This is a genomic window from Escherichia sp. F1 (genome assembly GCF_046764225.1).
Taxonomy (GTDB): Bacteria; Pseudomonadota; Gammaproteobacteria; order Enterobacterales; family Enterobacteriaceae; genus Escherichia; species Escherichia coli.
In genome coordinates this window covers 2879006-2898801 of the sequence record NZ_CP177202.1, presented here as the reverse complement: position 1 = coordinate 2898801, position 19796 = coordinate 2879006, and the positions used below count along the sequence as shown (strand labels likewise).

Sequence of the window (19796 nt, the reverse complement as noted above, 5' to 3'; positions counted from 1 at the left end):
GCAAAGAATTTGTAAATGTTGCAGATGGGGGCGAAGAAACGCCCCCGATTTACTATTAAGCGATCGCGTTCTCTTCCAGTTCACGCATAAACTGGCGTACCCATTCGATACGCGTTTTTCGCTCGCTCAAATCCTGAATAAACTTCAGGCGCGTCGGACCATCAAGGCGGTAATGCTGCGGCTGTTTTTGCAGCAAACCAATCAACCAAGCCGGATTAACGTGATTCTTCTCGGCAAATTCGATCACGCCGCCTTTCTCATTACCTTCCAGCTTCCTGATCCCCAGTTTCTGCGCTTGCTGGCGCAGACGGGCAATATCCAGCAGGGTACGCGCCGGATCCGGCAGCAGGCCGAAGCGATCGATAAGCTCAACTTTGATCTCTTCCAGTTCGTTTTCCGTTTTGGCGCTGGCAATACGTTTATAGAACGACAAACGCGTATTCACGTCAGGAATGAAATCATCCGGCAACAGCGACGGCATCCGCAGCTCGACTTCTGTTTGTTGACTGGTGAGATCTTCCAGCGACGGCTCGCGTCCGGCTTTCAGCGCATCGACGGCGTTTTCCAGCAACTCCATATACAGCGAGAAACCGATAGTTTCCATTGAGCCGCTTTGTTCTTCGCCAAGCAGTTCACCCGCGCCGCGAATCTCCAGATCGTGCGTTGCCAGCGCAAAACCTGCCCCGAGATCTTCCAGCGAGGCAATCGCTTCAAGACGTTTTTGCGCATCGGTAGTCATCGCTTTTGGATGCGGCGTCAGCAGCCATGCATATGCCTGATGATGCGAACGTCCGACGCGACCGCGCAACTGGTGCAGCTGCGCCAGACCGAAGTGATCCGCGCGTTCAATGATAATGGTGTTGGCTGTCGGGATGTCGATCCCGGTTTCGATAATGGTGGTACAAACCAGCACGTTGAAACGTTGATGATGGAAATCATTCATCACCCGTTCCAGTTCGCGCTCACGCATCTGCCCGTGACCGATGGCAATCCGCGCTTCAGGTACCAGTTCTGCCAGCCGTTCGGCGGCTTTCTGGATGTTTTCCACATCATTGTAGAGATAATAAACCTGTCCTCCGCGCAAAATTTCACGCAGGATCGCCTCCCGGACCACCAGACTGTCATACTCACGGACAAAGGTTTTAACTGCCAGACGACGGGCGGGCGGTGTGGCGATAATCGACAGATCGCGCATTCCGCTCATCGCCATATTCAGCGTACGTGGGATCGGCGTAGCGGTAAGCGTCAGAATATCCACGTTCGCGCGCATCGCTTTAATGCGCTCTTTATGACGCACCCCGAAGCGGTGTTCTTCATCGACAATCAGCAGGCCTAAATCTTTAAACTTGACGTCACTTTGCAGCAGTTTGTGCGTACCGATCAGAATATCGATTTTCCCTTCCGCTACTTCCGCAAGGATTTGCGTCTGCTCTTTGGCGCTGCGGAAACGGGAGATCATTTCGATACGTACCGGCCAGTTGGCGAAACGGTCGCGGAAGTTGTCGTAATGCTGCTGCGCGAGAAGGGTGGTAGGCACCAGCACCGCCACCTGCTTGTGGTTATCTACTGCCAGGAAAGCGGCGCGCATCGCCACTTCTGTTTTACCAAAGCCAACATCGCCGCACACCAGACGATCCATTGCCAGCGGCTGACACATGTCGCTAAGTACCGCATTAATGGCCTGTGCCTGATCCGGCGTGGTTTCAAACGGGAAGCTGTCGCAGAACAACTGATACTGCTCGCGATCGTGTTTAAACGCGAAGCCCTCTTTGGCGGCGCGTTGCGCGTAAATATCCAGTAATTCTGCCGCCACATCACGCACTTTTTCCGCCGCTTTCTGCCGCGCGCGTGACCACGCATCGCCGCCAAGTTTATGCAGCGGGGCGTTTTCTTCCGCGCCACCGGCGTAACGGCTAATCAGATGCAGTGACGACACCGGAACATACAGTTTGGCGTCGTTGGCATAGGTGAGCATCAGGTACTCGCCAGTAATGCCGCCCGCTTCCAGCGTGGTCATTCCGGCATAGCGACCGACGCCGTGCTCCAGATGGACCACCGGCTGGCCAATATGCAGCTCCGCGAGGTTGCGGATCAGTGTATCGGGGTTGATGGTGCGGCGAGAATCCTGACGACGACGGGCAACACGTTCACCGAGCAGATCGCTTTCGCAAATCAGCGCCAGATTACGCACCGTATCGACAAAACCATGTTCGGCAGCGCCAATCATCAGATAACGCCCACGGTCGCTGGCTTCATCAAGACGCATAATGCGTTGCGGAGCAATTTTAATTCGCGCGAGCAGTTCACCCAGCGCTTCACGGCGACCTTCACTTTCTACCGAGAACACCACCGGACCGTCGAAAGACTCGAGGAACTTACGCAGCGCATCCAGCGGCGCTTTTTGTTGTGCCTGAACGGCCAGGTCTGGCAGTTTCTGGAAACCTAAATTGGCATTCGCTGCTTTTGTCGGTAAATGTTCAGTTTTTAGCTGCACACGCGGCCAGTTTTTCAGCTCTGAAAAGAGCTCGTCTACCCGCAGCCAGAGCGATTGTGGTGGCAACAGTGGACGCATCGGATCGACGCCGCGATTTTCAAAACGCGCCAGCGTGTCAGCCTGGAAACGTTCGGCACTGTTTTCCAGATCGCCAGTATTCACCAACAGCGTATTGGCAGGGAAATAACTGAACAGTGGCGGCAGCGGTTCGCTGAAGAATAGCGGCTGCCAGTACTCGATCCCGGCAGGTAATGTGCCTTTACTCACTTGCTGATAAATATGTTCCGGATCGCGCTTCACTTCGAAGGTATCACGCCACTGGCTGCGGAACAGTTCAATTGCCGCTTTATCGGTCGGAAATTCGTGCGCGGGAAGCAGATTGATCTCTTCTACTTCCTCCAGCGTGCGCTGGCTATCGACGTCAAACACCCGCAGACTGTCAATTTCATCATCAAAAAAATCAAGACGATAAGGCAGCTCACTCCCCATCGGGAAGAGATCCAGCAATGCGCCGCGCGTGGCGTATTCGCCGTGCTCCATCACCTGGTCAACATGGCGATAACCTGCGCTGTCCAGTTGGGATCGTAATGCATCTCGTGACAGGCGCTGACCTTTTTTCATCACCAGCGCATGGCCTTGGAGAAAACTGTGCGGGCAAACGCGCTGCATAAGCGTATTCACCGGAACAATCAGTACGCCACGCTGCATCGTCGGTAGCTGGTAAAGGGTGGAAAGGCGCGAGGAAATAATGTCCTGATGAGGCGAAAAACTGTCGTAGGGAAGAGTTTCCCAGTCCGCCAGATTCATCACCATCTGGTCGGTAAACTGGCTGATTTCATCATGCAAACGCAGAGCATTTTGCATATCTGGTGCAATGAGTACCACCGGACCGGCGTGACGTTCGGCAATTTCCGCTACCAGCGTCGCGCAGGCAGCGCCGGTTAACTCGCCCAGCAGACGCTGCTCACCCGCTTTGACGGGCAGCGTATAACGATATTGTTCAGGCATAACGGTTGTCAGATTCTCGTTAGGATATGCCTCAACATATGGGGGCATATCTCTGATAAGCAATGCTGTTCATTATCCGTAATCGACATGGTTTAGCAAATTGAATCGCCCCGGCTGGGGCGATGGCTTAGCGGGAGTAACTGACGGCAGCGGGCAGTGAAGGCGGGGAGAACAACAGATCGCTGAATGCACGCTGTGAAAGTTTTCTTACCAGCAAGCCCGCAACAGTACAGATGAACAAACTGACAAAGGGGTAAACCATCAGGAGTGTCAGTTCGACTTGCGGCGACCAGCGTGCCGCGTTCATTGGCGCAAGCAGAGTTAAGCTGAATATCTCTACCAGAATGCGATGGGTGGTGTAGATAGCAATGGTGTTGGTGCCAATCACATTCAGCAGGCTGGTGGAGCGCATACCGAAACGTTGCTCGTATTGATAAAACAGCTTCATGATCACCACAATCGATACCAGCGACAACAGCAGCGAGATAGTAAACAACCAGGCACCGACCGCCAGAACGGTCAGCAAAGAAGCCATCAGCAGATGGCGGCGCAACGGCACCTCTTTAACGTAGGTCATTAATGTTGCGCCAAACCATGCGCCAAGGCTGTAATAAGGCAAATTGCGGATCACACTGTTCATTCCCCACCACGGCGTGGGAACGAAATTAACCGCCACACTCATCAGTACAAACAAGGCGAATAGTGGCAGCGCCAGACGGCTAAAAATTTTACATACCACGAAATAAACAATTAACGCATACAGATACCACAAACTGGTGCTGGCGGTGATCATCCCGTGCAGGAACTCACCGGTGGAATCGGCATACGCGGCATTGGAGGCATTGCTTAAATCGCGCTCAGGTGCCAGCCACTGGTTCAGCGCACTTAACGCCAGCCACTGCACCACGCCCCAAAGCGCCAGCACCCAGAAGATGTTCCAGATCCGTTTATCGAGACAATTTCCCCACGGTACGCTGTCGATATAACGGCGAATCAAATAGCCGGATATAAAGAAAAAAACCGGCATACGAAAGGGTGCAAGGTAAAGATTGAAATAGATCCAGCATTTGCTCAGGACTTCCGATAACGGATGCTGAAAAGTGCTCAGATGCGGATAAAAGGTAATCACCGAGTGATAAATCACTACCAGACAAATACATAATCCTTTGATCTGGTTAATCCATAGCTCTTTTTGTTTCATCAGGACAACACGCTCTTTTTATTTAACATGCTGTTGATCCTGAGGGGCCAGTCGCGTGGTGTAATGCGTATCTGTCTGTATTTGGTTATTTTTCAGATAAAGATCAGGCCACAAGGCCAATGAGAAAATGAGGCCCTTTAGTCGATTGATTTGCTGCTACTTTTCAGATTAGCCCTGACGATCACTTACAGTTCAGACGTTTACCCATCCCGCTTTCGCTTATATACTCGTGTCTTTGCTACAGCAACCAGACGGATTTCATGTACCAACCTGTCGCTCTATTTATTGGCCTGCGTTACATGCGTGGGCGTGCAGCGGATCGCTTCGGTCGTTTCGTCTCCTGGCTTTCTACCATCGGCATTACCCTCGGGGTGATGGCGCTGGTCACAGTATTGTCAGTGATGAACGGCTTTGAGCGCGAGCTGCAAAACAACATCCTTGGCCTGATGCCACAGGCAATTCTCTCTTCTGAGCATGGCTCTCTTAACCCGCAGCAACTCCCGGAAACGGCAGTCAAACTGGACGGCGTTAATCGCGTCGCACCTATTACTACCGGTGATGTGGTACTGCAAAGCGCGCGCAGCGTGGCGGTCGGGGTGATGCTGGGTATCGACCCGGCGCAAAAAGATCCACTAACGCCGTATCTGGTCAATGTGAAACAAACTGACCTCGAGCCGGGGAAATATAATGTCATCCTCGGTGAACAGCTGGCCTCACAGTTGGGCGTCAATCGCGGTGATCAAATCCGCGTGATGGTGCCATCTGCCAGCCAGTTCACGCCGATGGGGCGTATTCCAAGCCAGCGCCTGTTCAATGTGATTGGCACTTTCGCCGCCAACAGTGAAGTCGATGGCTATGAAATGCTGGTGAATATTGAGGATGCCTCGCGTCTGATGCGTTATCCGGCAGGCAATATTACCGGCTGGCGTTTGTGGCTGGATGAACCACTGAAAGTGGATTCTTTAAGCCAGCAAAAACTGCCTGAAGGCAGCAAATGGCAGGACTGGCGTGACCGTAAAGGCGAGCTGTTCCAGGCCGTACGCATGGAAAAAAATATGATGGGCTTGCTGCTGAGCCTGATTGTCGCCGTAGCGGCGTTTAACATTATTACCTCGCTAGGGCTGATGGTGATGGAGAAGCAGGGCGAAGTAGCGATCCTGCAAACGCAAGGCTTAACTCCGCGACAAATCATGATGGTCTTTATGGTGCAAGGGGCCAGCGCCGGGATTATCGGTGCGATCCTCGGAGCGGCGCTTGGCGCACTGCTTGCCAGCCAGTTAAATAATCTGATGCCGATAATCGGCGTCCTGCTTGATGGCGCGGCGCTGCCGGTCGCTATCGAACCTTTACAGGTCATTGTTATTGCGCTGGTGGCGATGGCTATCGCGCTGCTGTCTACGCTTTACCCTTCATGGCGCGCTGCCGCCACTCAACCCGCTGAGGCTTTACGTTATGAATAAGATCCTGTTGCAATGCGACAACCTGTGCAAACGCTATCAGGAAGGCAGTGTGCAAACCGATGTACTGCACAATGTCAGTTTCAGCGTCGGCGAAGGTGAAATGATGGCGATCGTCGGTAGCTCTGGTTCCGGTAAAAGCACCTTGCTGCACCTGCTGGGCGGGCTGGATACGCCAACCTCCGGCGATGTGATCTTTAACGGTCAACCGATGAGCAAACTGTCGTCGGCGGCCAAAGCGGAACTGCGTAACCAGAAGCTGGGATTTATTTATCAGTTTCACCACCTGTTGCCGGATTTTACCGCCCTGGAAAACGTGGCTATGCCGCTGTTGATTGGCAAGAAAAAGCCCGCTGAAATCAACAGCCGTGCGCTGGAGATGTTAAAAGCGGTGGGGCTGGAGCATCGTGCGAATCACCGCCCATCTGAACTTTCTGGCGGCGAACGCCAGCGTGTGGCGATTGCCCGTGCGCTGGTCAATAACCCGCGGCTGGTACTGGCGGATGAACCTACTGGTAACCTCGATGCACGTAACGCCGACAGCATCTTCCAGTTGCTTGGGGAATTGAATCGCTTGCAGGGCACCGCCTTCCTGGTGGTTACTCACGACCTGCAACTGGCGAAACGTATGAGCCGCCAACTGGAAATGCGTGATGGACGTCTGACGGCGGAACTGAGCCTGATGGGGGCGGAGTAATGGCGATGCCTTTATCGTTATTAATTGGCCTGCGTTTTAGTCGCGGACGGCGGCGCGGCGGCATGGTGTCGCTGATCTCCGTCATTTCTACCATCGGCATTGCCCTCGGCGTGGCGGTATTGATCGTCGGCTTAAGCGCGATGAACGGCTTTGAACGCGAACTGAATAACCGCATTCTGGCGGTGGTGCCGCATGGTGAAATCGAAGCGGTGGATCAGCCGTGGACTAACTGGCAGGAAGCACTAGATAAAGTGCAGAAAGTGCCGGGTATTGCCGCCGCTGCGCCATATATCAATTTCACCGGACTGGTAGAAAGTGGTGCCAATCTGCGCGCAATCCAGGTGAAGGGCGTTAACCCGCAACAGGAACAGCGTCTGAGCGCATTACCCTCGTTTGTTCAGGGGGATGCCTGGCGCAATTTTAAAGCGGGCGAACAGCAAATTATCATCGGCAAAGGCGTGGCGGATGCGCTGAAAGTGAAGCAGGGCGATTGGGTGTCGATTATGATCCCCAACTCGAATCCTGAGCATAAACTGATGCAGCCAAAACGTGTGCGTTTGCACGTTGCCGGTATTTTGCAGTTGAGTGGTCAACTCGATCACAGTTTTGCCATGATCCCGCTGGCAGATGCCCAACAATATCTTGATATGGGTTCCAGCGTGTCAGGTATTGCCCTTAAAATGACGGATGTTTTCAACGCCAATAAGCTGGTACGCGATGCGGGTGAAGTGACCAACAGCTATGTTTATATTAAAAGCTGGATTGGTACTTACGGCTATATGTATCGCGATATCCAGATGATCCGCGCCATTATGTATCTGGCGATGGTACTGGTGATTGGCGTGGCCTGTTTCAACATCGTCTCCACCTTAGTGATGGCGGTGAAAGACAAGAGTGGCGATATCGCAGTATTAAGAACGCTGGGGGCGAAAGATGGTTTAATTCGCGCCATCTTTGTCTGGTATGGATTGCTGGCAGGGCTGTTAGGTAGCCTGTGTGGTGTGATTATCGGCGTAGTGGTTTCACTGCAACTTACCCCGATTATTGAGCGGATTGAAAAGCTGATCGGTCATCAGTTCCTCTCCAGCGATATCTATTTTATTGACTTCCTGCCATCGGAATTGCACTGGCTGGACGTCTTCTACGTACTGGTCACAGCATTGTTGCTGAGTCTTTTGGCAAGTTGGTATCCGGCGCGACGCGCCAGTAATATTGACCCTGCGCGAGTCCTTAGCGGCCAGTAAAGGCAGTACATTAAAACAAGGAGCGGCAATGTATTACGGGTTTGATATTGGTGGAACAAAAATTGCGCTTGGTGTGTTTGATAGCGGTCGGCAGTTGCAGTGGGAAAAGCGGGTGCCGACACCGCGTGACAGCTATGACGCATTTTTAGATGCAGTGTGTGAGCTGGTAGCTGAAGCTGACCAACGTTTTGGCTGTAAAGGCTCTGTCGGCATCGGTATTCCGGGAATGCCGGAAACAGAAGATGGTACGCTGTATGCCGCCAATGTCCCCGCTGCCAGCGGTAAACCGCTGCGTGCCGACCTGAGCGCACGTCTTGATCGCGATGTCCGCCTTGATAACGATGCCAACTGTTTTGCCCTTTCAGAAGCCTGGGATGATGAATTTACTCAATATCCACTGGTGATGGGGTTGATTCTCGGCACCGGCGTTGGCGGCGGGCTGATTTTCAACGGTAAACCAATTACCGGTAAAAGCTATATTACCGGCGAGTTTGGCCATATGCGTCTGCCGGTTGATGCGTTAACCATGATGGGGCTGGATTTCCCGTTACGCCGCTGCGGCTGTGGTCAGCATGGCTGCATTGAAAATTATCTGTCTGGTCGCGGTTTTGCGTGGCTGTATCAACACTATTATCATCAACCGTTGCAGGCTCCCGAAATTATTGCGCTTTATGATCAAGGCGATGAGCAGGCAAGGGCGCACGTTGAGCGTTATCTGGATTTATTAGCGGTTTGTCTGGGAAATATCCTGACCATTGTTGACCCTGACCTGGTCGTCATTGGTGGTGGCTTATCGAATTTCCCGGCAATCACAACGCAACTGGCGGACAGGCTGCCTCGTCATCTCTTACCTGTAGCTCGTGTTCCGCGCATTGAACGCGCGCGCCACGGTGATGCGGGAGGAATGCGTGGTGCGGCCTTCCTACATCTAACCGATTAAACAACAGAGGTTGCTATGCTGTCGCGTCGGGGTCATCGGTTAAGTCGTTTTCGTAAAAATAAACGCCGTCTGCGCGAGCGTTTGCGTCAGCGTATTTTTTTCAGAGATAAAGTGGTGCCGGAAGCAATGGAAAAACCAAGAGTACTCGTACTGACAGGGGCAGGGATTTCTGCGGAATCAGGTATTCGTACCTTTCGCGCCGCAGATGGCCTGTGGGAAGAACATCGGGTTGAAGATGTGGCAACGCCGGAAGGTTTCGATCGCGATCCTGAACTGGTGCAAGCGTTTTATAACGCCCGTCGTCGACAGCTACAGCAGCCAGAAATTCAGCCTAACGCCGCGCATCTTGCGCTGGCTAAACTGCAAGACGCCCTCGGCGATCGCTTTTTGCTGGTGACGCAGAATATAGACAACCTGCATGAACGCGCAGGTAATACCAATGTGATTCATATGCATGGGGAACTGCTGAAAGTTCGCTGTTCGCAAAGTGGTCAGGTTCTCGACTGGACCGGAGACGTTACGCCAGAAGATAAATGCCATTGTTGCCAGTTCCCGGCACCCTTGCGCCCGCACGTAGTGTGGTTTGGCGAAATGCCACTCGGCATGGATGAAATTTATATGGCGTTGTCAATGGCCGATATTTTCATTGCCATTGGTACATCCGGGCATGTTTATCCGGCGGCTGGGTTTGTTCACGAAGCGAAACTGCATGGCGCACACACCGTGGAACTGAATCTTGAACCGAGTCAGGTTGGTAATGAATTTGCCGAGAAATATTACGGCCCGGCAAGCCAGGTGGTGCCAGAGTTTGTTGAAAAGTTGCTGAAGGGCTTATAAAGCAGGAAGCATTGCCTGATGCGCTACGCTTATCAGGCCTACAAGGGGACGCAATTAATTGAATTTGCGGGTTTTGTGGGCCAGATAAGGCGTTCGCGCCGCATCCGGCATAATAGACGCACACTTTACTGCCTCTTTTACCGTTTACTCGTCAATAACAACGCGGCAATAAACGTACAGACACCAATCAGCCCTGCCCAGAGCGGCGATATTCTGGTAATCGCAAAGCTATTATCGATGTACAAACATAAAGCCTGATAACCCATATTGGCAATAGTCATCGCCACTGCAAACTTTAATGCATAATTAAGGCGCGTCGTGTAGTAAAAAAATGCAGTAAAGAAGATGAATGCAACTGCCCAGGCAAAAAGACCTAATATCGTGGTACTGCCGGGAGGATCATTCTCCTGCTGTTGTCCGGGATGCGGATAATATGTCAGTGGCGGCGTCGGTTGTTTTAATATCTGTGCTTGTAAAACAGCCAATGCATTATTGATTCCCTGATACCAGAGGTCCGCATGTAAATAAGCATGAGTGTGATTTTCTACCAGAAGGCCGAGATGTTTATCGTCCAGACCGCTTTCAACCTGGCCGTTGGTTATCATAATTAACCGTGGCTCGCGGGTGGTAAAAAGTAACAGGACGCTGCCTTTTACATCACTCAATGAAGATGACGCATGCGCCAGCATCGCTTTGCCATTTTGCCTGAAGCTTGCTTCATTAACGTCAGGTACAACCACGATAAACGGCGCAATCCCGGTTTGTTGACGAAAAAGCTCCGCTTTCCGCGCAATCTCCTCAGCATCCGGTACAGTACCTGTAACATCCGTAAAAAGTGTCTTCATTATTGGGATTAAGGGCTTACTGGTTGCTGTCAGAGGCAGCAGTATCAGTAAACTGAGCAGTATTATGATTTTTTTCATGGACGGGACTTCCGTTTCCTGCGTGACTTTTTAGAGGAGGGCATACTGATTAATAAACCGACGGCGATAAAAATAACGCCCATAATGCCGATAAACCCCCATTTAAAAAAATTAACCCACGGGTTATTTATCTCAGCCTTTTCAGGATGCCCTGGAGAATAATAAACATTAACTTTATCGCCTTCGCTGTCTTCATAAAAATCGCTGCCGATACTCGAATTGAAAATTAGCGTGTAATCAGGCGTCGGTCGAAAGGCAACGACGGGATACCACGAACCATTTTTACCCGTGCGATGAGAATGACTGGAGTGCCAGACGGTATCAACAATGACGCCTTCAGTATGAATCGCGTCTTTGCTATAGGTGAACTGGTTATAAAAGACAACAACAGAAATGAGGATCAGTACCAGACCGATACCGAGGAATATACGAAAGAAAACTCTACTGTCCTGGCTCATTAGCCACATCCTTGCTAAATAAAAAACGGGCGGTAATACCACCGCCCGCTTGCTGAATTAACGTCCTGCTTTCAGCTTCTGATAATACTCTTCATAAATGCTGCTGGCTGCGCCAACGTCATTCTGCCATTCACCATTTTTAATGGTTTCAGCATCCGGGTAGAGCGTTTTGTCGTTCGCCACTTCAGGACTTAACAGCTTACGCGCCGCAAGGTTTGGCGTTGGATAACCGATAGTTTCAGCAACCTGTTTTGCCACATCCGGGCGCAGCAGGAAGTTGATCAATTTCAGCGCGCCTTCTTTGTTTTTGGCATTTGCCGGAATTGCCAGACTGTCCATCCAGAAAATGCCGCCTTCTTTCGGCCACACCACGTCAATTGGCGTACCCGCCTGGCGTGCAACGAAAGCAGAACCGTTCCAGATCATGCCGAGGTTAACTTCGCCTTCCATGTACGGGTTAGCCGGGTTATCGGAGTTAAACGCTGCCACGTTTGGCATCAGTTTTTTCAGCTCGTTGTATGCAGCTTCAATCTCTTTCGGATCGGTGGTGTTACCGGAGTAGCCCAGCTTACGCAGCGCCATCTGGAACACTTCACGGGCATCGTCGGTCAGCAGCAGGCTGCCTTTGTACTCAGGCTTCCACAGATCGGCCCAGCTGGTAACGGATTTCGGATCTACCGCATCACCGTTAACGCCAATCGCCGTCGCACCCCAGATATACGGAATGGAATAGTCGTTATTCGGGTCAAACGGCTTGTTGAGCATGTCTGGATCGAGGTTGCTGAAATTGCTTAACTTCGACTTGTCGATCTTCTGGATCATCCCTTCTTTACGCATTTTATCGACGTAATAGGTTGAAGGAACCACCAGGTCATAGGCACCGTCTTTGTACGTTTTCAGCTTCGCGTACATGGTTTCGTTCGACTCGTAAGTCGAATAGATAACCTTAATACCGGTTTCTTTGGTGAACTGTTCAAGCAGTCCTGGCGGCACGTACTCGGTCCAGTTGTAGAAATACAGCGTGTTGTTGTCATCGGCGTGAGCGGCGCTCATGCCCAGTGCCAGAGCACCCGCCGCGAGCAGGTGGCGTGACCATTTTTTCATTTAACGTCCCCTGTGTTACCTTTCGTTTTATCACGAGCAATAAGCTGGCTGGCAATTACCATCACCAGCGACAGCACCAGTAATATGGTTGCCAGCGCGTTAACTTCCGGCGATACGCCGACTTTAACCATCGAATAAATTTTTAACGGCAGAATTTCATAACTTGGTCCGGTGACGAACGAAGAAACCACCACATCGTCCATCGACAGGGTAAAGCTTAACACCCAGCCCGCCGCCACCGCTGGCATTGCCAGTGGCAGAATGATTTTTCGCAGAATGGTAAATTCGCTGGCACCGAGATCTTTCGCCGCTTCCAGCATTCGCACGTCAAAACCTTTCAGGCGCGAGTACACCGTCACCACCACAAATGGCAGGCAGAAGGTGATATGCGAGAACAGCAGCGACCAGAAGCCAAGCTGAATACCCAGCAGCATAAACAGCACCAGCAGAGAAATCGCCATCACAATATCTGGCGACATCATCACCACAAACAGCATTCCGCTAACGAACGGCTTACCGCGAAAGCGATAACGGTACAGCGCAACTGCCGTCAGTGAACCGATAAGCGTAGCAAACGTCGCTGAAAACACCGCCATCGTCAATGAATGCTGAGCTGCCTGCAACAGACTGTCGTTGTTCATCAGCAGGCTATACCATTTAGTGGTAAAACCCTGCCAGTTGATGCCAAAGCGCGAGCTGTTAAAGGAGTTCACAATCAAAATAATGATTGGGATATACAGGTACGCGTAGATAGCGGTCATAAAACCGCCGCGAAGCAGTCGACCGATCATTCGAGTTCCACCTTCTTATTCATAAGGCGGGACACTTTCAGGATTTTGAATTTATTCAATTTTTTCCTTTCTCCAAAATCTCTCCAAAACGTTTCCCCAAAACTAGGCCACGCATTTTACAACACTTTTTTCCTGAGATGGTGACGGATATTCCATATGGTGTTTGTCAAATAACCAACTTAACCCATTCCTGACCTCGAGTATCGTTATAGCGATCGGTGGTTGCCTGGACTTTATGTCCTAGTAATGTTTTTGTATCGATACCCTGTGCACGGTACAGCCGTTCTGATAGAGAGCGTTGTTCATGAAATGTTGGCGGAGTTTTTCCTGCTGGTGGAATTATCCCAGCCAGATCCCGTGCTTTGGCAAAGTAGTCGCTCAGGTTGTCTTTACTCATCGGCTTCGGTTGTTTCTGGTGCCGACTATGGATTAGATATGGACTTAATATTCTGTCTCGGCACCCATCAATAACTTCTTTTAACGTTATCCCAATGGCATCACAGCGTAGTGTAAGCGGTAACGCCAGACGCATTCCGGTTTTTCCCTGGGTGATATGCAAGTGTTCGTTCCACACATCTGAAAAACGCATGTGGCAAATGTCATCACGGCGCTGACCAGTAACAATCGCAAGAAGCATTGCGTTACGGATAAAGTGTTTTTCTGGCGTTGCGTTGTAAATTTTTTGCCAGTCTTCCAGGGTGAGTCTGGCTCTGGTTACTTTAGGGATCGGTTTACGGGTGGCCTCCGGAGGATTCCATCCAGGAGGAACTTCCCCTGCATGCTGTGCTTCTTTATAAATATCAACCCATAATCCACGATTTACTCTCGCTGTGCTGACCATGTCTTTATCCAGCCACTCATCCAGTATTAATGCAAAGTCTCTTACTTCCAGTTCTTTCAATGGGTGGTTTCCCAGACGGGAAACCAGGTATGCAGCCATTCTGGCTTTTTCTTTGTGAGTTGTAGCTGCAATATCTCCATTTTTCAGTCGCGTGTCCTGTATTTTCAGATATCGATCAACCCATGCCTTTAATCTGATACCCCGACGCTTTGTTGCTGACGGACTTTCATCAATTTTGCGCATGAAATATTCAGCCTCTGCTGCAGCTATTCGCTGATTGGCTGTGGAAGCGATTTTTTCTGCCTTACCTTTGTCTGTTCCGAGCCCGTGAAATTTTCCAGTCACAGGGTTTTTATACTGGTAGTAAACTCTGCCAGTTCTGCGATCAAATTTTTCGTAAAGTCCGGCTACGTCAGTGCTGTTTTTTCGTGGCCTCGGTGACATGAGTTAAAATCTCCTTCAGTGCATCATCATCGCCAGTATGAATTTCCGGCGCAATTCCTGTTTCACCAGGTCCAACAAATACTGCTCGGCGATCTATCAGCCAACGCCCACGAATTTTTTGTGGTCTTGGAACGATGTATCCTAGTTTTCCGTATTTCACCAGGGTAGTGTTTGTTATTGGGAGACTGAACCGTTTTGGCTTCCACTCATCGAGCGTTATCAGGTACTGTTCGCTCATGGCTATCACTCCGGAACGCGCCAGTTGCAGAATACCAACGACAACTGGCGACGGTTGAACATTAAAAATCAGCCTGACTCGGGATCAGTTTTTGCCAGATAGCTGAAACGTATTTTGCCTGGTAACGAGCGTCATCAAGTGCATTATGGCGCTCACCTTCGAATGGAATAGCCGTTCTGGCATCGAAGTCTATGGCTTTCCCCAGCTCAACGATTGTGCGTACATCGCGATCGTTGTAGTAACGCCACGGGCAGGGGATCCCCTGCCGTTCGTATGAACGGCGCAAAATCGTGTTGTCGAAGTTGGCTCCATTTCCCCAGACCTGAACAAAAAATTCACCGGAGTTTTCGTCGATAAATTCTCGCAATTGTAACAGTGCATCATCTAACGGGATTTCATCGGTCATAATGGCAGATTGCGCTTCGCGTGATTGCTTCAGCCACCATTTAATGGTGTTCCGATCAATGACTCCGCCAGCAGTTTCCAGATCGATAGTCTTACTAAATTCCGGTCCCATATCTCCGGTTTGCGGATCGAAAAATATTGCACCTATTGAGATAACCGGGGCATCAGGATTTTTTCCCATGGTTTCGAGGTCGATCATTAGATGGTCACACGTCCTGCTGGTGGATGTGATTTCGTGATGACCGTTCATCTTAATTGAGTGATCTGCCGCCTCGCCAGTTTCATTATCGCTGGCGTGGTCATGAGCGCTGCCAGCATTCTCCTTGTGTGGATGTTCAGCGCCTTCCATTTTCTCCGGATCGTTTTCCTGAACTTCAACCTGATTCTCTTCATCGAATGTTTCTTGGTATGTTGCGTCGCCCATCACCGCGCCACAATCAGGGCAGTTGCCGCCACCGCTCTGACCGCAGGCGGTGCAGACTTTTTCCGCTTCCTGTTGCGCTACTGGCTCAGGTTGTTTTGTTTCCGGCTCGTTTTGTAACGCATTTGGGCTGTTTTGTTCCGCTTTCTGGTCGTTCTGTTCCGTTTCTTGCTGGTTCTGGTTCACAGAATCGCGGGTTTCAATCCCCTTCACCCATTTCGGATCATTCGGATCGCTAATCCCTGCAACAAATTCTCCGCGAGAGGCAGCAAGCAGTTCATTAGCGTCAGGCTGGCTGATATTGGCTGCCTGCATAATTTTGTTTACTTCGTCAGCGGTAACTTTTACCGGCTCTGGTTGTGCGGTCGTGTCAGATGCACCAGTATTTTGTTGTGAGCCTGAGTATGTACCGTTTTTGCGGGCAAAATATTCTTCTTTCGTGATTTCAGTAGCCCCTGCAGCCAGCGCCTTATTCAGACCAGAAAGTTTGTTTGCACGACCATATTTTTCGCCATCCTTATCGGTGAAAAGGAAGTAGAACGGCCCCTCACGCTCTACAGATGGTTCAGTTTCCAGCGCGCTTTCATTTTTTTGGGTATCAGATACTTCAGTTTCCACTGCATCAGTTTGTGCTGCTGACGGCTGGAGAATATCAGCAGCGTTCTGGTCTGTTTCTTCATCCTCAAACACGCCCTTTGTCGCCAGGTATTCAGTGATGTATTTGTTCAGTGCTACGGGATCTTTGTGAATGTCGATCGGACGCTCACGGACAAGGCCAAAAATAGTCTGACGGTCGTAGCGGACGGCATCGGGTAGTTTGCGCATTGATGCGGAAATGCGCTTCCAGTCTTCGCGATCTTTGTCGATAACTTCATTTTTTGCCCAGCGATGGATGCTGCCGTCAATGTTTCCGGCATTAATATCGCCAGGCCACAGAGCGTAGGCCAGTTCTTCATCCAGCGTTTTCCATGTCTGTTTGTATTCGCGACGAATGGCGGCAGTGGCGGGGTTGATTTTTCCTGCTGAGTTTTCAGTGTGCTGCCGGTTGACTTTGGCGCGGGCAAGATCAACAACAGACGTGTATTTCCCGGTTTCTTTGCGTTCGGCTTCGCGACGTTTTTTCCAGGTGCGTAATTCTGTCTGGATCTCAGGCCATTTTGCGCCCGGCTTACATTTATGTTTAACCCACCCGATGGCGAACAGCTTTAGTTCTGAATACATGACGTTAACTTCAGGCATTTTCATCAATGCCTCAACGATATGCCCGTCGAATGTTGCCATGTCCTCCTGCAACAATTCCTGTGCACTAATCACCATATCAACGGTGATGTTTTCACATGTACCGAACTTAACCAGGACCGCGTTCTGTACTTCAAGGGACAGCTTGTCAAAATTGACGTTCATCGGATCGGATTCTGGTTCGACCGGAACAAAGGAAGCGCCTTCCTCATCCCAGCGGTTTTCCAGCATATATTCGGTATCCCAGGAGTCGATGGCAGGGCGGGGCATGCCGGGTTTATCCTCGCAAACAAGAAATTTATAAGCGCAGTCCTGAGCAGCCGGATATTGCTCCAGGAATTGCCAGGTAAATTTGGCACGGGCGCGGCGTTCGTCGCTGGCTTCAATGGCAGTGGCTACAGCGACTGCACCTTCTTCCTTTATTGCCTGTTCGTCCGGAATGGCGGCGCAAATAAAGACTTTACTCATTTTGTTTTAACCTCATTACAGATTTAAGGGTGAACAAATCCCTGCCATTGCTGGCATATAAAAATGAAACCGGATATTAATTACGGTGCTGTTTTAAGTCCTGCCGGGATTTCGTTATTGTCCATGCGAATAACTTTATCAACCGGATAACAGTTGCCGGGAATTTTCTGTTCCGCTGCGGCAGCCATGCATTCTTTCATTGAGTCATGTATACCAATAACAAGATCGACTGGTTCGCCTGTATTAAGAAAAACTGTCAGAACGAGTGCAAATGCTGTATTCATTGTCAGCGTCCTTTTTGCATCAGGCGTAAACGGGCCAGCATTGAAACAATGCATATTTGATTTAATAACTCCCGTTCGTGTTTTCTCTTATTAATGGCATCTTCAGTAAATACAGGGTTACTGATACTGACACCAATTTCAAAACAACCTTCAGACGTATTAACGTTTGGTAATAACGTTTCCATTATCGCGTCCTCAACAATGAATTTTGTGATGCGGTGCCTGGTGCCTCCAGGTGACGTTAACCAGTTAACAATTAACGCCGGATACAGAGAACCCACCCATAAGAACCAATACGGAAGTCAACTGGCCTTTTTAACTGTTCCGCGTGCGCTGAGCCGCATTCACCGCATCACAAAATTCACTTTAAAAAGGGCGGACATCAGCCAGCAATGAAACTGATGCCGCCAAAAGGTAATCAACATGGGTTGTTGCAGCGGGGTTGTCACTCAGGCGTATGGTCAACCTGACAACCCGGTGTCCTCAACAGGGGGAAGGAATAACCCCGCCATACGTACCGCCGCGCCATTTCGCGGAGTGCCACAACCGGAAGCGCACGGTCGAATTAAATTTAACGACACCGTACAGTGAGACGAACTTCGCCGTGCGCTTTCGCGTTATGCCCTGACTTTTCAGGGATATATCCTTTCAGTAAACTGTCAGTGCCGGATTCTTATCCGTGTCCGGCGCACGACCACATGTGGCAGCGTGTTGGTCTCCATTTTTAACCCAGAACCTCAATGGAGGATAAAATGTCATCCCCTTCAGAGGCGGCTAATTCAGTTATTACAATTCGCAATATATTAAAAGAAGAAAAACAAGCCGCTATGGAGAAGACTGATAAAGAGCAATAAAGGCTTCTCTGATTTCTTGAGCCAGTTTTTTAGCTGGCTCTACCTTTTCTGTCTCCCCGTTCAAAATGAGAGATTTCAGTGTTTCTGCGGCGATTTTCTGAGTGTCTGGAGGTAAATCTTTAAATTCCATCTTTAACCCCGTTAGTCGATAGATTTTGTCGAACAGGAAAGCGCCTGTTTAAACTCACCGAAGCTGAGAGCTTCTTCGCCTTCGGCAAGGCCTTCGAAGTATTCTTCGTAAGCCTTTTTCATGATTGCGTCGAAATCCATATCACTCACCTGAATTTCTTTCCAGCCAGCGACGTGCGCCAGATTCGGTTTTAAACGTTTTGCTTTTGGTATACGTCATCGCGGTGAATGTGCCGTCCTGGTTGGGAAACACGCCGTATACCAGAGATTCGTTGTTGCCAAGATCGATAGTATCCATGCTGACCTCATTTCCCCTTAACGCCGGGGTAGCGGAACAAAAAACCTGCTGCATAGTTAAAGTTGAACCCTGCCGTCATGTTCTTACGCCTCGGGCTGGCTACTTACCCCCTGACCACTGCCTGGTAACTCGAGGTATTGCCCTGCGTTCTGTGGGGCGGGGTGGGTTGGTATGTCGTTAAGGTAACAAGAGTTACCTTTCGAGTCAATACAATGTTGCAAAAGGTACATTTGAGGGCATAAAAAACCCGCAATGAATGCGGGTTCTGACTCAGTCTAAGTATTGATGTATTTGTGAAACTTTACCTTTAATGGTGTAACCACCATTCAGTTCGATGGGTTTGTAAAGCGGATTCAGTGACAACAGATAGATGTTTGGTCCGTCAATCGCAACTTTTTTTAGTGTTACGTTTGGCGTTCCTTCCAATTGGATTAAGATTATTTTTCCCACCAGTTCTCTAATGTTACTTGAGCATGGTGTGATCAGCACGGTAGATCCGTCGGGGATGGTTGGGAGGCCGTTAGAGTTTGTCATCGCATCTCCCTCAACATGCAATAAAAAAGAGTTTTCAGCGGTTTTTGTCATGACATCAACCCAATTCTTAATACCAGGAATCTCGGTTACTGGACAACTCATATCCCAATAACCAGCCTGTTCCCACGTTAAAACGGGCAACCGGGCGATGTTGTCACTAATGTAAGGGTACTGATTCAGACGCAGATCATCGGTTTTATCGTGACAGTCCTTTCCATAAAGAATCCATTCAGGAGATTTGGAAAGCAATTTTGACAGTAGATGCAAATTCTCACCGTCAGGTTTTGAAGAGCCATTTTCCCATTTTGTTACGGATACACGAGATATGCCGATTGCTTTCGCAACCTGCTGTTGGGTTAATCCAACGTCTTTTCGACGATTCCGAATACGTTCGCTGATAGTGTTTTTCATGTAACCAATGTTACTACCAAGTGATGTTGCTATGGTTGACATTGCTATGTAACTATTGTTACCCTCCCGCTCGAAA

The 19796-nt window shown here is 50.0% G+C and carries 20 protein-coding genes; 5 read left to right on the top strand and 15 right to left on the bottom strand.

The features are described 5' to 3' along the window. Positions 1–55: 55 nt before the first annotated feature. Both mfd and ACK8NJ_RS14165 read right to left on the bottom strand, forming a co-directional pair. Positions 56–3502: a transcription-repair coupling factor gene (gene mfd / locus ACK8NJ_RS14170; RefSeq protein ID WP_411961728.1), complete on the bottom strand. Its 3447-nt coding sequence runs from the start codon at positions 3500–3502 to the stop codon at positions 56–58. 127 nt (positions 3503–3629) lie between these two features. Then, positions 3630–4703 carry an acyltransferase family protein gene (locus tag ACK8NJ_RS14165; RefSeq protein WP_000810221.1) on the bottom strand — a complete coding sequence of 358 codons (1074 nt, stop codon included), beginning with the start codon at positions 4701–4703 and terminating at the stop codon, positions 3630–3632. A 260-nt stretch (positions 4704–4963) separates the two neighbouring features. Between ACK8NJ_RS14165 and lolC the strand changes: the two genes are divergently transcribed. The 5 genes from lolC to cobB are packed head-to-tail and all read left to right on the top strand — an operon-like array spanning position 4964 to position 9878. Beyond that, on the top strand, positions 4964–6163 hold the full coding sequence (gene lolC / locus ACK8NJ_RS14160) for a lipoprotein-releasing ABC transporter permease subunit LolC (RefSeq protein ID WP_000284714.1): 1200 nt from the start codon (positions 4964–4966) through the stop codon (positions 6161–6163). Further along, complete coding sequence (gene lolD / locus ACK8NJ_RS14155) at positions 6156–6857, top strand: lipoprotein-releasing ABC transporter ATP-binding protein LolD (protein ID WP_001033695.1); 702 nt, start codon at positions 6156–6158, stop codon at positions 6855–6857. The genes lolC and lolD overlap by 8 nt, the downstream gene beginning before the upstream one ends. Continuing rightward, positions 6857–8101 carry a lipoprotein-releasing ABC transporter permease subunit LolE gene (lolE, locus tag ACK8NJ_RS14150; protein ID WP_247840715.1) on the top strand — a complete coding sequence of 415 codons (1245 nt, stop codon included), beginning with the start codon at positions 6857–6859 and terminating at the stop codon, positions 8099–8101. The genes lolD and lolE overlap by 1 nt, the downstream gene beginning before the upstream one ends. 28 nt (positions 8102–8129) lie before the next feature. Beyond that, positions 8130–9041, top strand: coding sequence for an N-acetylglucosamine kinase (gene nagK, locus ACK8NJ_RS14145; RefSeq protein WP_000291270.1), 912 nt, complete (start codon positions 8130–8132; stop codon positions 9039–9041). A 15-nt stretch (positions 9042–9056) separates the two neighbouring features. Continuing rightward, positions 9057–9878 carry a Sir2 family NAD+-dependent deacetylase gene (gene cobB / locus ACK8NJ_RS14140; RefSeq protein ID WP_000952736.1) on the top strand — a complete coding sequence of 274 codons (822 nt, stop codon included), beginning with the start codon at positions 9057–9059 and terminating at the stop codon, positions 9876–9878. A 137-nt stretch (positions 9879–10015) separates the two neighbouring features. Here cobB and ACK8NJ_RS14135 read toward each other — a convergent pair whose 3' ends face one another. From ACK8NJ_RS14135 to ACK8NJ_RS14075, 13 genes are all read right to left on the bottom strand, one after another. Beyond that, positions 10016–10801 (bottom strand): TPM domain-containing protein, encoded by a 786-nt coding sequence (locus ACK8NJ_RS14135; protein ID WP_000720222.1) that lies wholly within the window; start codon positions 10799–10801, stop codon positions 10016–10018. Beyond that, positions 10798–11259 carry a DUF3592 domain-containing protein gene (locus ACK8NJ_RS14130; protein WP_001366277.1) on the bottom strand — a complete coding sequence of 154 codons (462 nt, stop codon included), beginning with the start codon at positions 11257–11259 and terminating at the stop codon, positions 10798–10800. Before ACK8NJ_RS14130 ends, ACK8NJ_RS14135 begins: the two co-directional genes overlap by 4 nt. Positions 11260–11316: 57 nt before the next feature. Further along, a complete protein-coding gene (gene potD, locus ACK8NJ_RS14125) occupies positions 11317–12363 on the bottom strand; it encodes a spermidine/putrescine ABC transporter substrate-binding protein PotD (protein WP_000759309.1) in 1047 nt (348 codons plus the stop codon). Further along, positions 12360–13154, bottom strand: coding sequence for a spermidine/putrescine ABC transporter permease PotC (gene potC, locus ACK8NJ_RS14120; protein ID WP_000580316.1), 795 nt, complete (start codon positions 13152–13154; stop codon positions 12360–12362). Before potC ends, potD begins: the two co-directional genes overlap by 4 nt. Before the next feature lie 166 nt (positions 13155–13320). Further along, positions 13321–14439 carry a phage integrase Arm DNA-binding domain-containing protein gene (locus tag ACK8NJ_RS14115; protein WP_059239312.1) on the bottom strand — a complete coding sequence of 373 codons (1119 nt, stop codon included), beginning with the start codon at positions 14437–14439 and terminating at the stop codon, positions 13321–13323. After that, positions 14408–14677: an excisionase gene (locus ACK8NJ_RS14110; RefSeq protein WP_000003742.1), complete on the bottom strand. Its 270-nt coding sequence runs from the start codon at positions 14675–14677 to the stop codon at positions 14408–14410. Before ACK8NJ_RS14110 ends, ACK8NJ_RS14115 begins: the two co-directional genes overlap by 32 nt. Positions 14678–14738: 61 nt before the next feature. After that, complete coding sequence (locus tag ACK8NJ_RS14105; RefSeq protein WP_411961727.1) at positions 14739–17210, bottom strand: exonuclease; 2472 nt, start codon at positions 17208–17210, stop codon at positions 14739–14741. Between the two features lie 80 nt (positions 17211–17290). Continuing rightward, positions 17291–17494, bottom strand: coding sequence for a DUF1482 family protein (locus ACK8NJ_RS14100; protein WP_001090192.1), 204 nt, complete (start codon positions 17492–17494; stop codon positions 17291–17293). Positions 17495–17496: 2 nt separating this feature from the next. Next, entirely contained in the window at positions 17497–17679 is a 183-nt protein-coding gene (dicB, locus tag ACK8NJ_RS14095) for a cell division inhibition protein DicB (RefSeq protein ID WP_112015954.1), read from the bottom strand. Positions 17680–18319: 640 nt separating this feature from the next. Beyond that, complete coding sequence (locus ACK8NJ_RS14090; protein WP_157839737.1) at positions 18320–18478, bottom strand: hypothetical protein; 159 nt, start codon at positions 18476–18478, stop codon at positions 18320–18322. An 11-nt stretch (positions 18479–18489) separates the two neighbouring features. Then, on the bottom strand, positions 18490–18618 hold the full coding sequence (locus tag ACK8NJ_RS14085) for a hypothetical protein (protein ID WP_256481866.1): 129 nt from the start codon (positions 18616–18618) through the stop codon (positions 18490–18492). Between the two features lies 1 nt (position 18619). Beyond that, positions 18620–18775 carry a DUF1391 family protein gene (locus ACK8NJ_RS14080; protein ID WP_000379577.1) on the bottom strand — a complete coding sequence of 52 codons (156 nt, stop codon included), beginning with the start codon at positions 18773–18775 and terminating at the stop codon, positions 18620–18622. A gap of 270 nt (positions 18776–19045) precedes the next feature. Then, positions 19046–19762, bottom strand: a complete 717-nt coding sequence (locus ACK8NJ_RS14075; protein WP_000103683.1) for a LexA family protein — start codon at positions 19760–19762, stop codon at positions 19046–19048. Positions 19763–19796 lie beyond the last annotated feature (34 nt).

Excerpts from the sequence above, each read along its gene's own strand:
- ACK8NJ_RS14100 (WP_001090192.1), bottom strand. The coding sequence starts at position 17,494 with ATGAATACAGCATTTGCACTCGTTCTGACAGTTTTTCTTAATACAGGC.
- ACK8NJ_RS14090 (WP_157839737.1), bottom strand. The coding sequence starts at position 18,478 with ATGGAATTTAAAGATTTACCTCCAGACACTCAGAAAATCGCCGCAGAA.
- lolE (WP_247840715.1), top strand. The coding sequence starts at position 6,857 with ATGGCGATGCCTTTATCGTTATTAATTGGCCTGCGTTTTAGTCGCGGA.
- ACK8NJ_RS14110 (WP_000003742.1), bottom strand. The coding sequence starts at position 14,677 with ATGAGCGAACAGTACCTGATAACGCTCGATGAGTGGAAGCCAAAACGG.
- lolD (WP_001033695.1), top strand. The coding sequence starts at position 6,156 with ATGAATAAGATCCTGTTGCAATGCGACAACCTGTGCAAACGCTATCAG.
- potC (WP_000580316.1), bottom strand. The coding sequence starts at position 13,154 with ATGATCGGTCGACTGCTTCGCGGCGGTTTTATGACCGCTATCTACGCG.
- ACK8NJ_RS14130 (WP_001366277.1), bottom strand. The coding sequence starts at position 11,259 with ATGAGCCAGGACAGTAGAGTTTTCTTTCGTATATTCCTCGGTATCGGT.
- ACK8NJ_RS14075 (WP_000103683.1), bottom strand. The coding sequence starts at position 19,762 with ATGTCAACCATAGCAACATCACTTGGTAGTAACATTGGTTACATGAAA.
- ACK8NJ_RS14105 (WP_411961727.1), bottom strand. The coding sequence starts at position 17,210 with ATGAGTAAAGTCTTTATTTGCGCCGCCATTCCGGACGAACAGGCAATA.
- dicB (WP_112015954.1), bottom strand. The coding sequence starts at position 17,679 with ATGGAAACGTTATTACCAAACGTTAATACGTCTGAAGGTTGTTTTGAA.
- ACK8NJ_RS14080 (WP_000379577.1), bottom strand. The coding sequence starts at position 18,775 with ATGGATACTATCGATCTTGGCAACAACGAATCTCTGGTATACGGCGTG.
- nagK (WP_000291270.1), top strand. The coding sequence starts at position 8,130 with ATGTATTACGGGTTTGATATTGGTGGAACAAAAATTGCGCTTGGTGTG.
- cobB (WP_000952736.1), top strand. The coding sequence starts at position 9,057 with ATGCTGTCGCGTCGGGGTCATCGGTTAAGTCGTTTTCGTAAAAATAAA.
- lolC (WP_000284714.1), top strand. The coding sequence starts at position 4,964 with ATGTACCAACCTGTCGCTCTATTTATTGGCCTGCGTTACATGCGTGGG.
- mfd (WP_411961728.1), bottom strand. The coding sequence starts at position 3,502 with ATGCCTGAACAATATCGTTATACGCTGCCCGTCAAAGCGGGTGAGCAG.
- ACK8NJ_RS14165 (WP_000810221.1), bottom strand. The coding sequence starts at position 4,703 with ATGAAACAAAAAGAGCTATGGATTAACCAGATCAAAGGATTATGTATT.
- ACK8NJ_RS14135 (WP_000720222.1), bottom strand. The coding sequence starts at position 10,801 with ATGAAAAAAATCATAATACTGCTCAGTTTACTGATACTGCTGCCTCTG.
- ACK8NJ_RS14085 (WP_256481866.1), bottom strand. The coding sequence starts at position 18,618 with ATGGATTTCGACGCAATCATGAAAAAGGCTTACGAAGAATACTTCGAA.
- potD (WP_000759309.1), bottom strand. The coding sequence starts at position 12,363 with ATGAAAAAATGGTCACGCCACCTGCTCGCGGCGGGTGCTCTGGCACTG.
- ACK8NJ_RS14115 (WP_059239312.1), bottom strand. The coding sequence starts at position 14,439 with ATGTCACCGAGGCCACGAAAAAACAGCACTGACGTAGCCGGACTTTAC.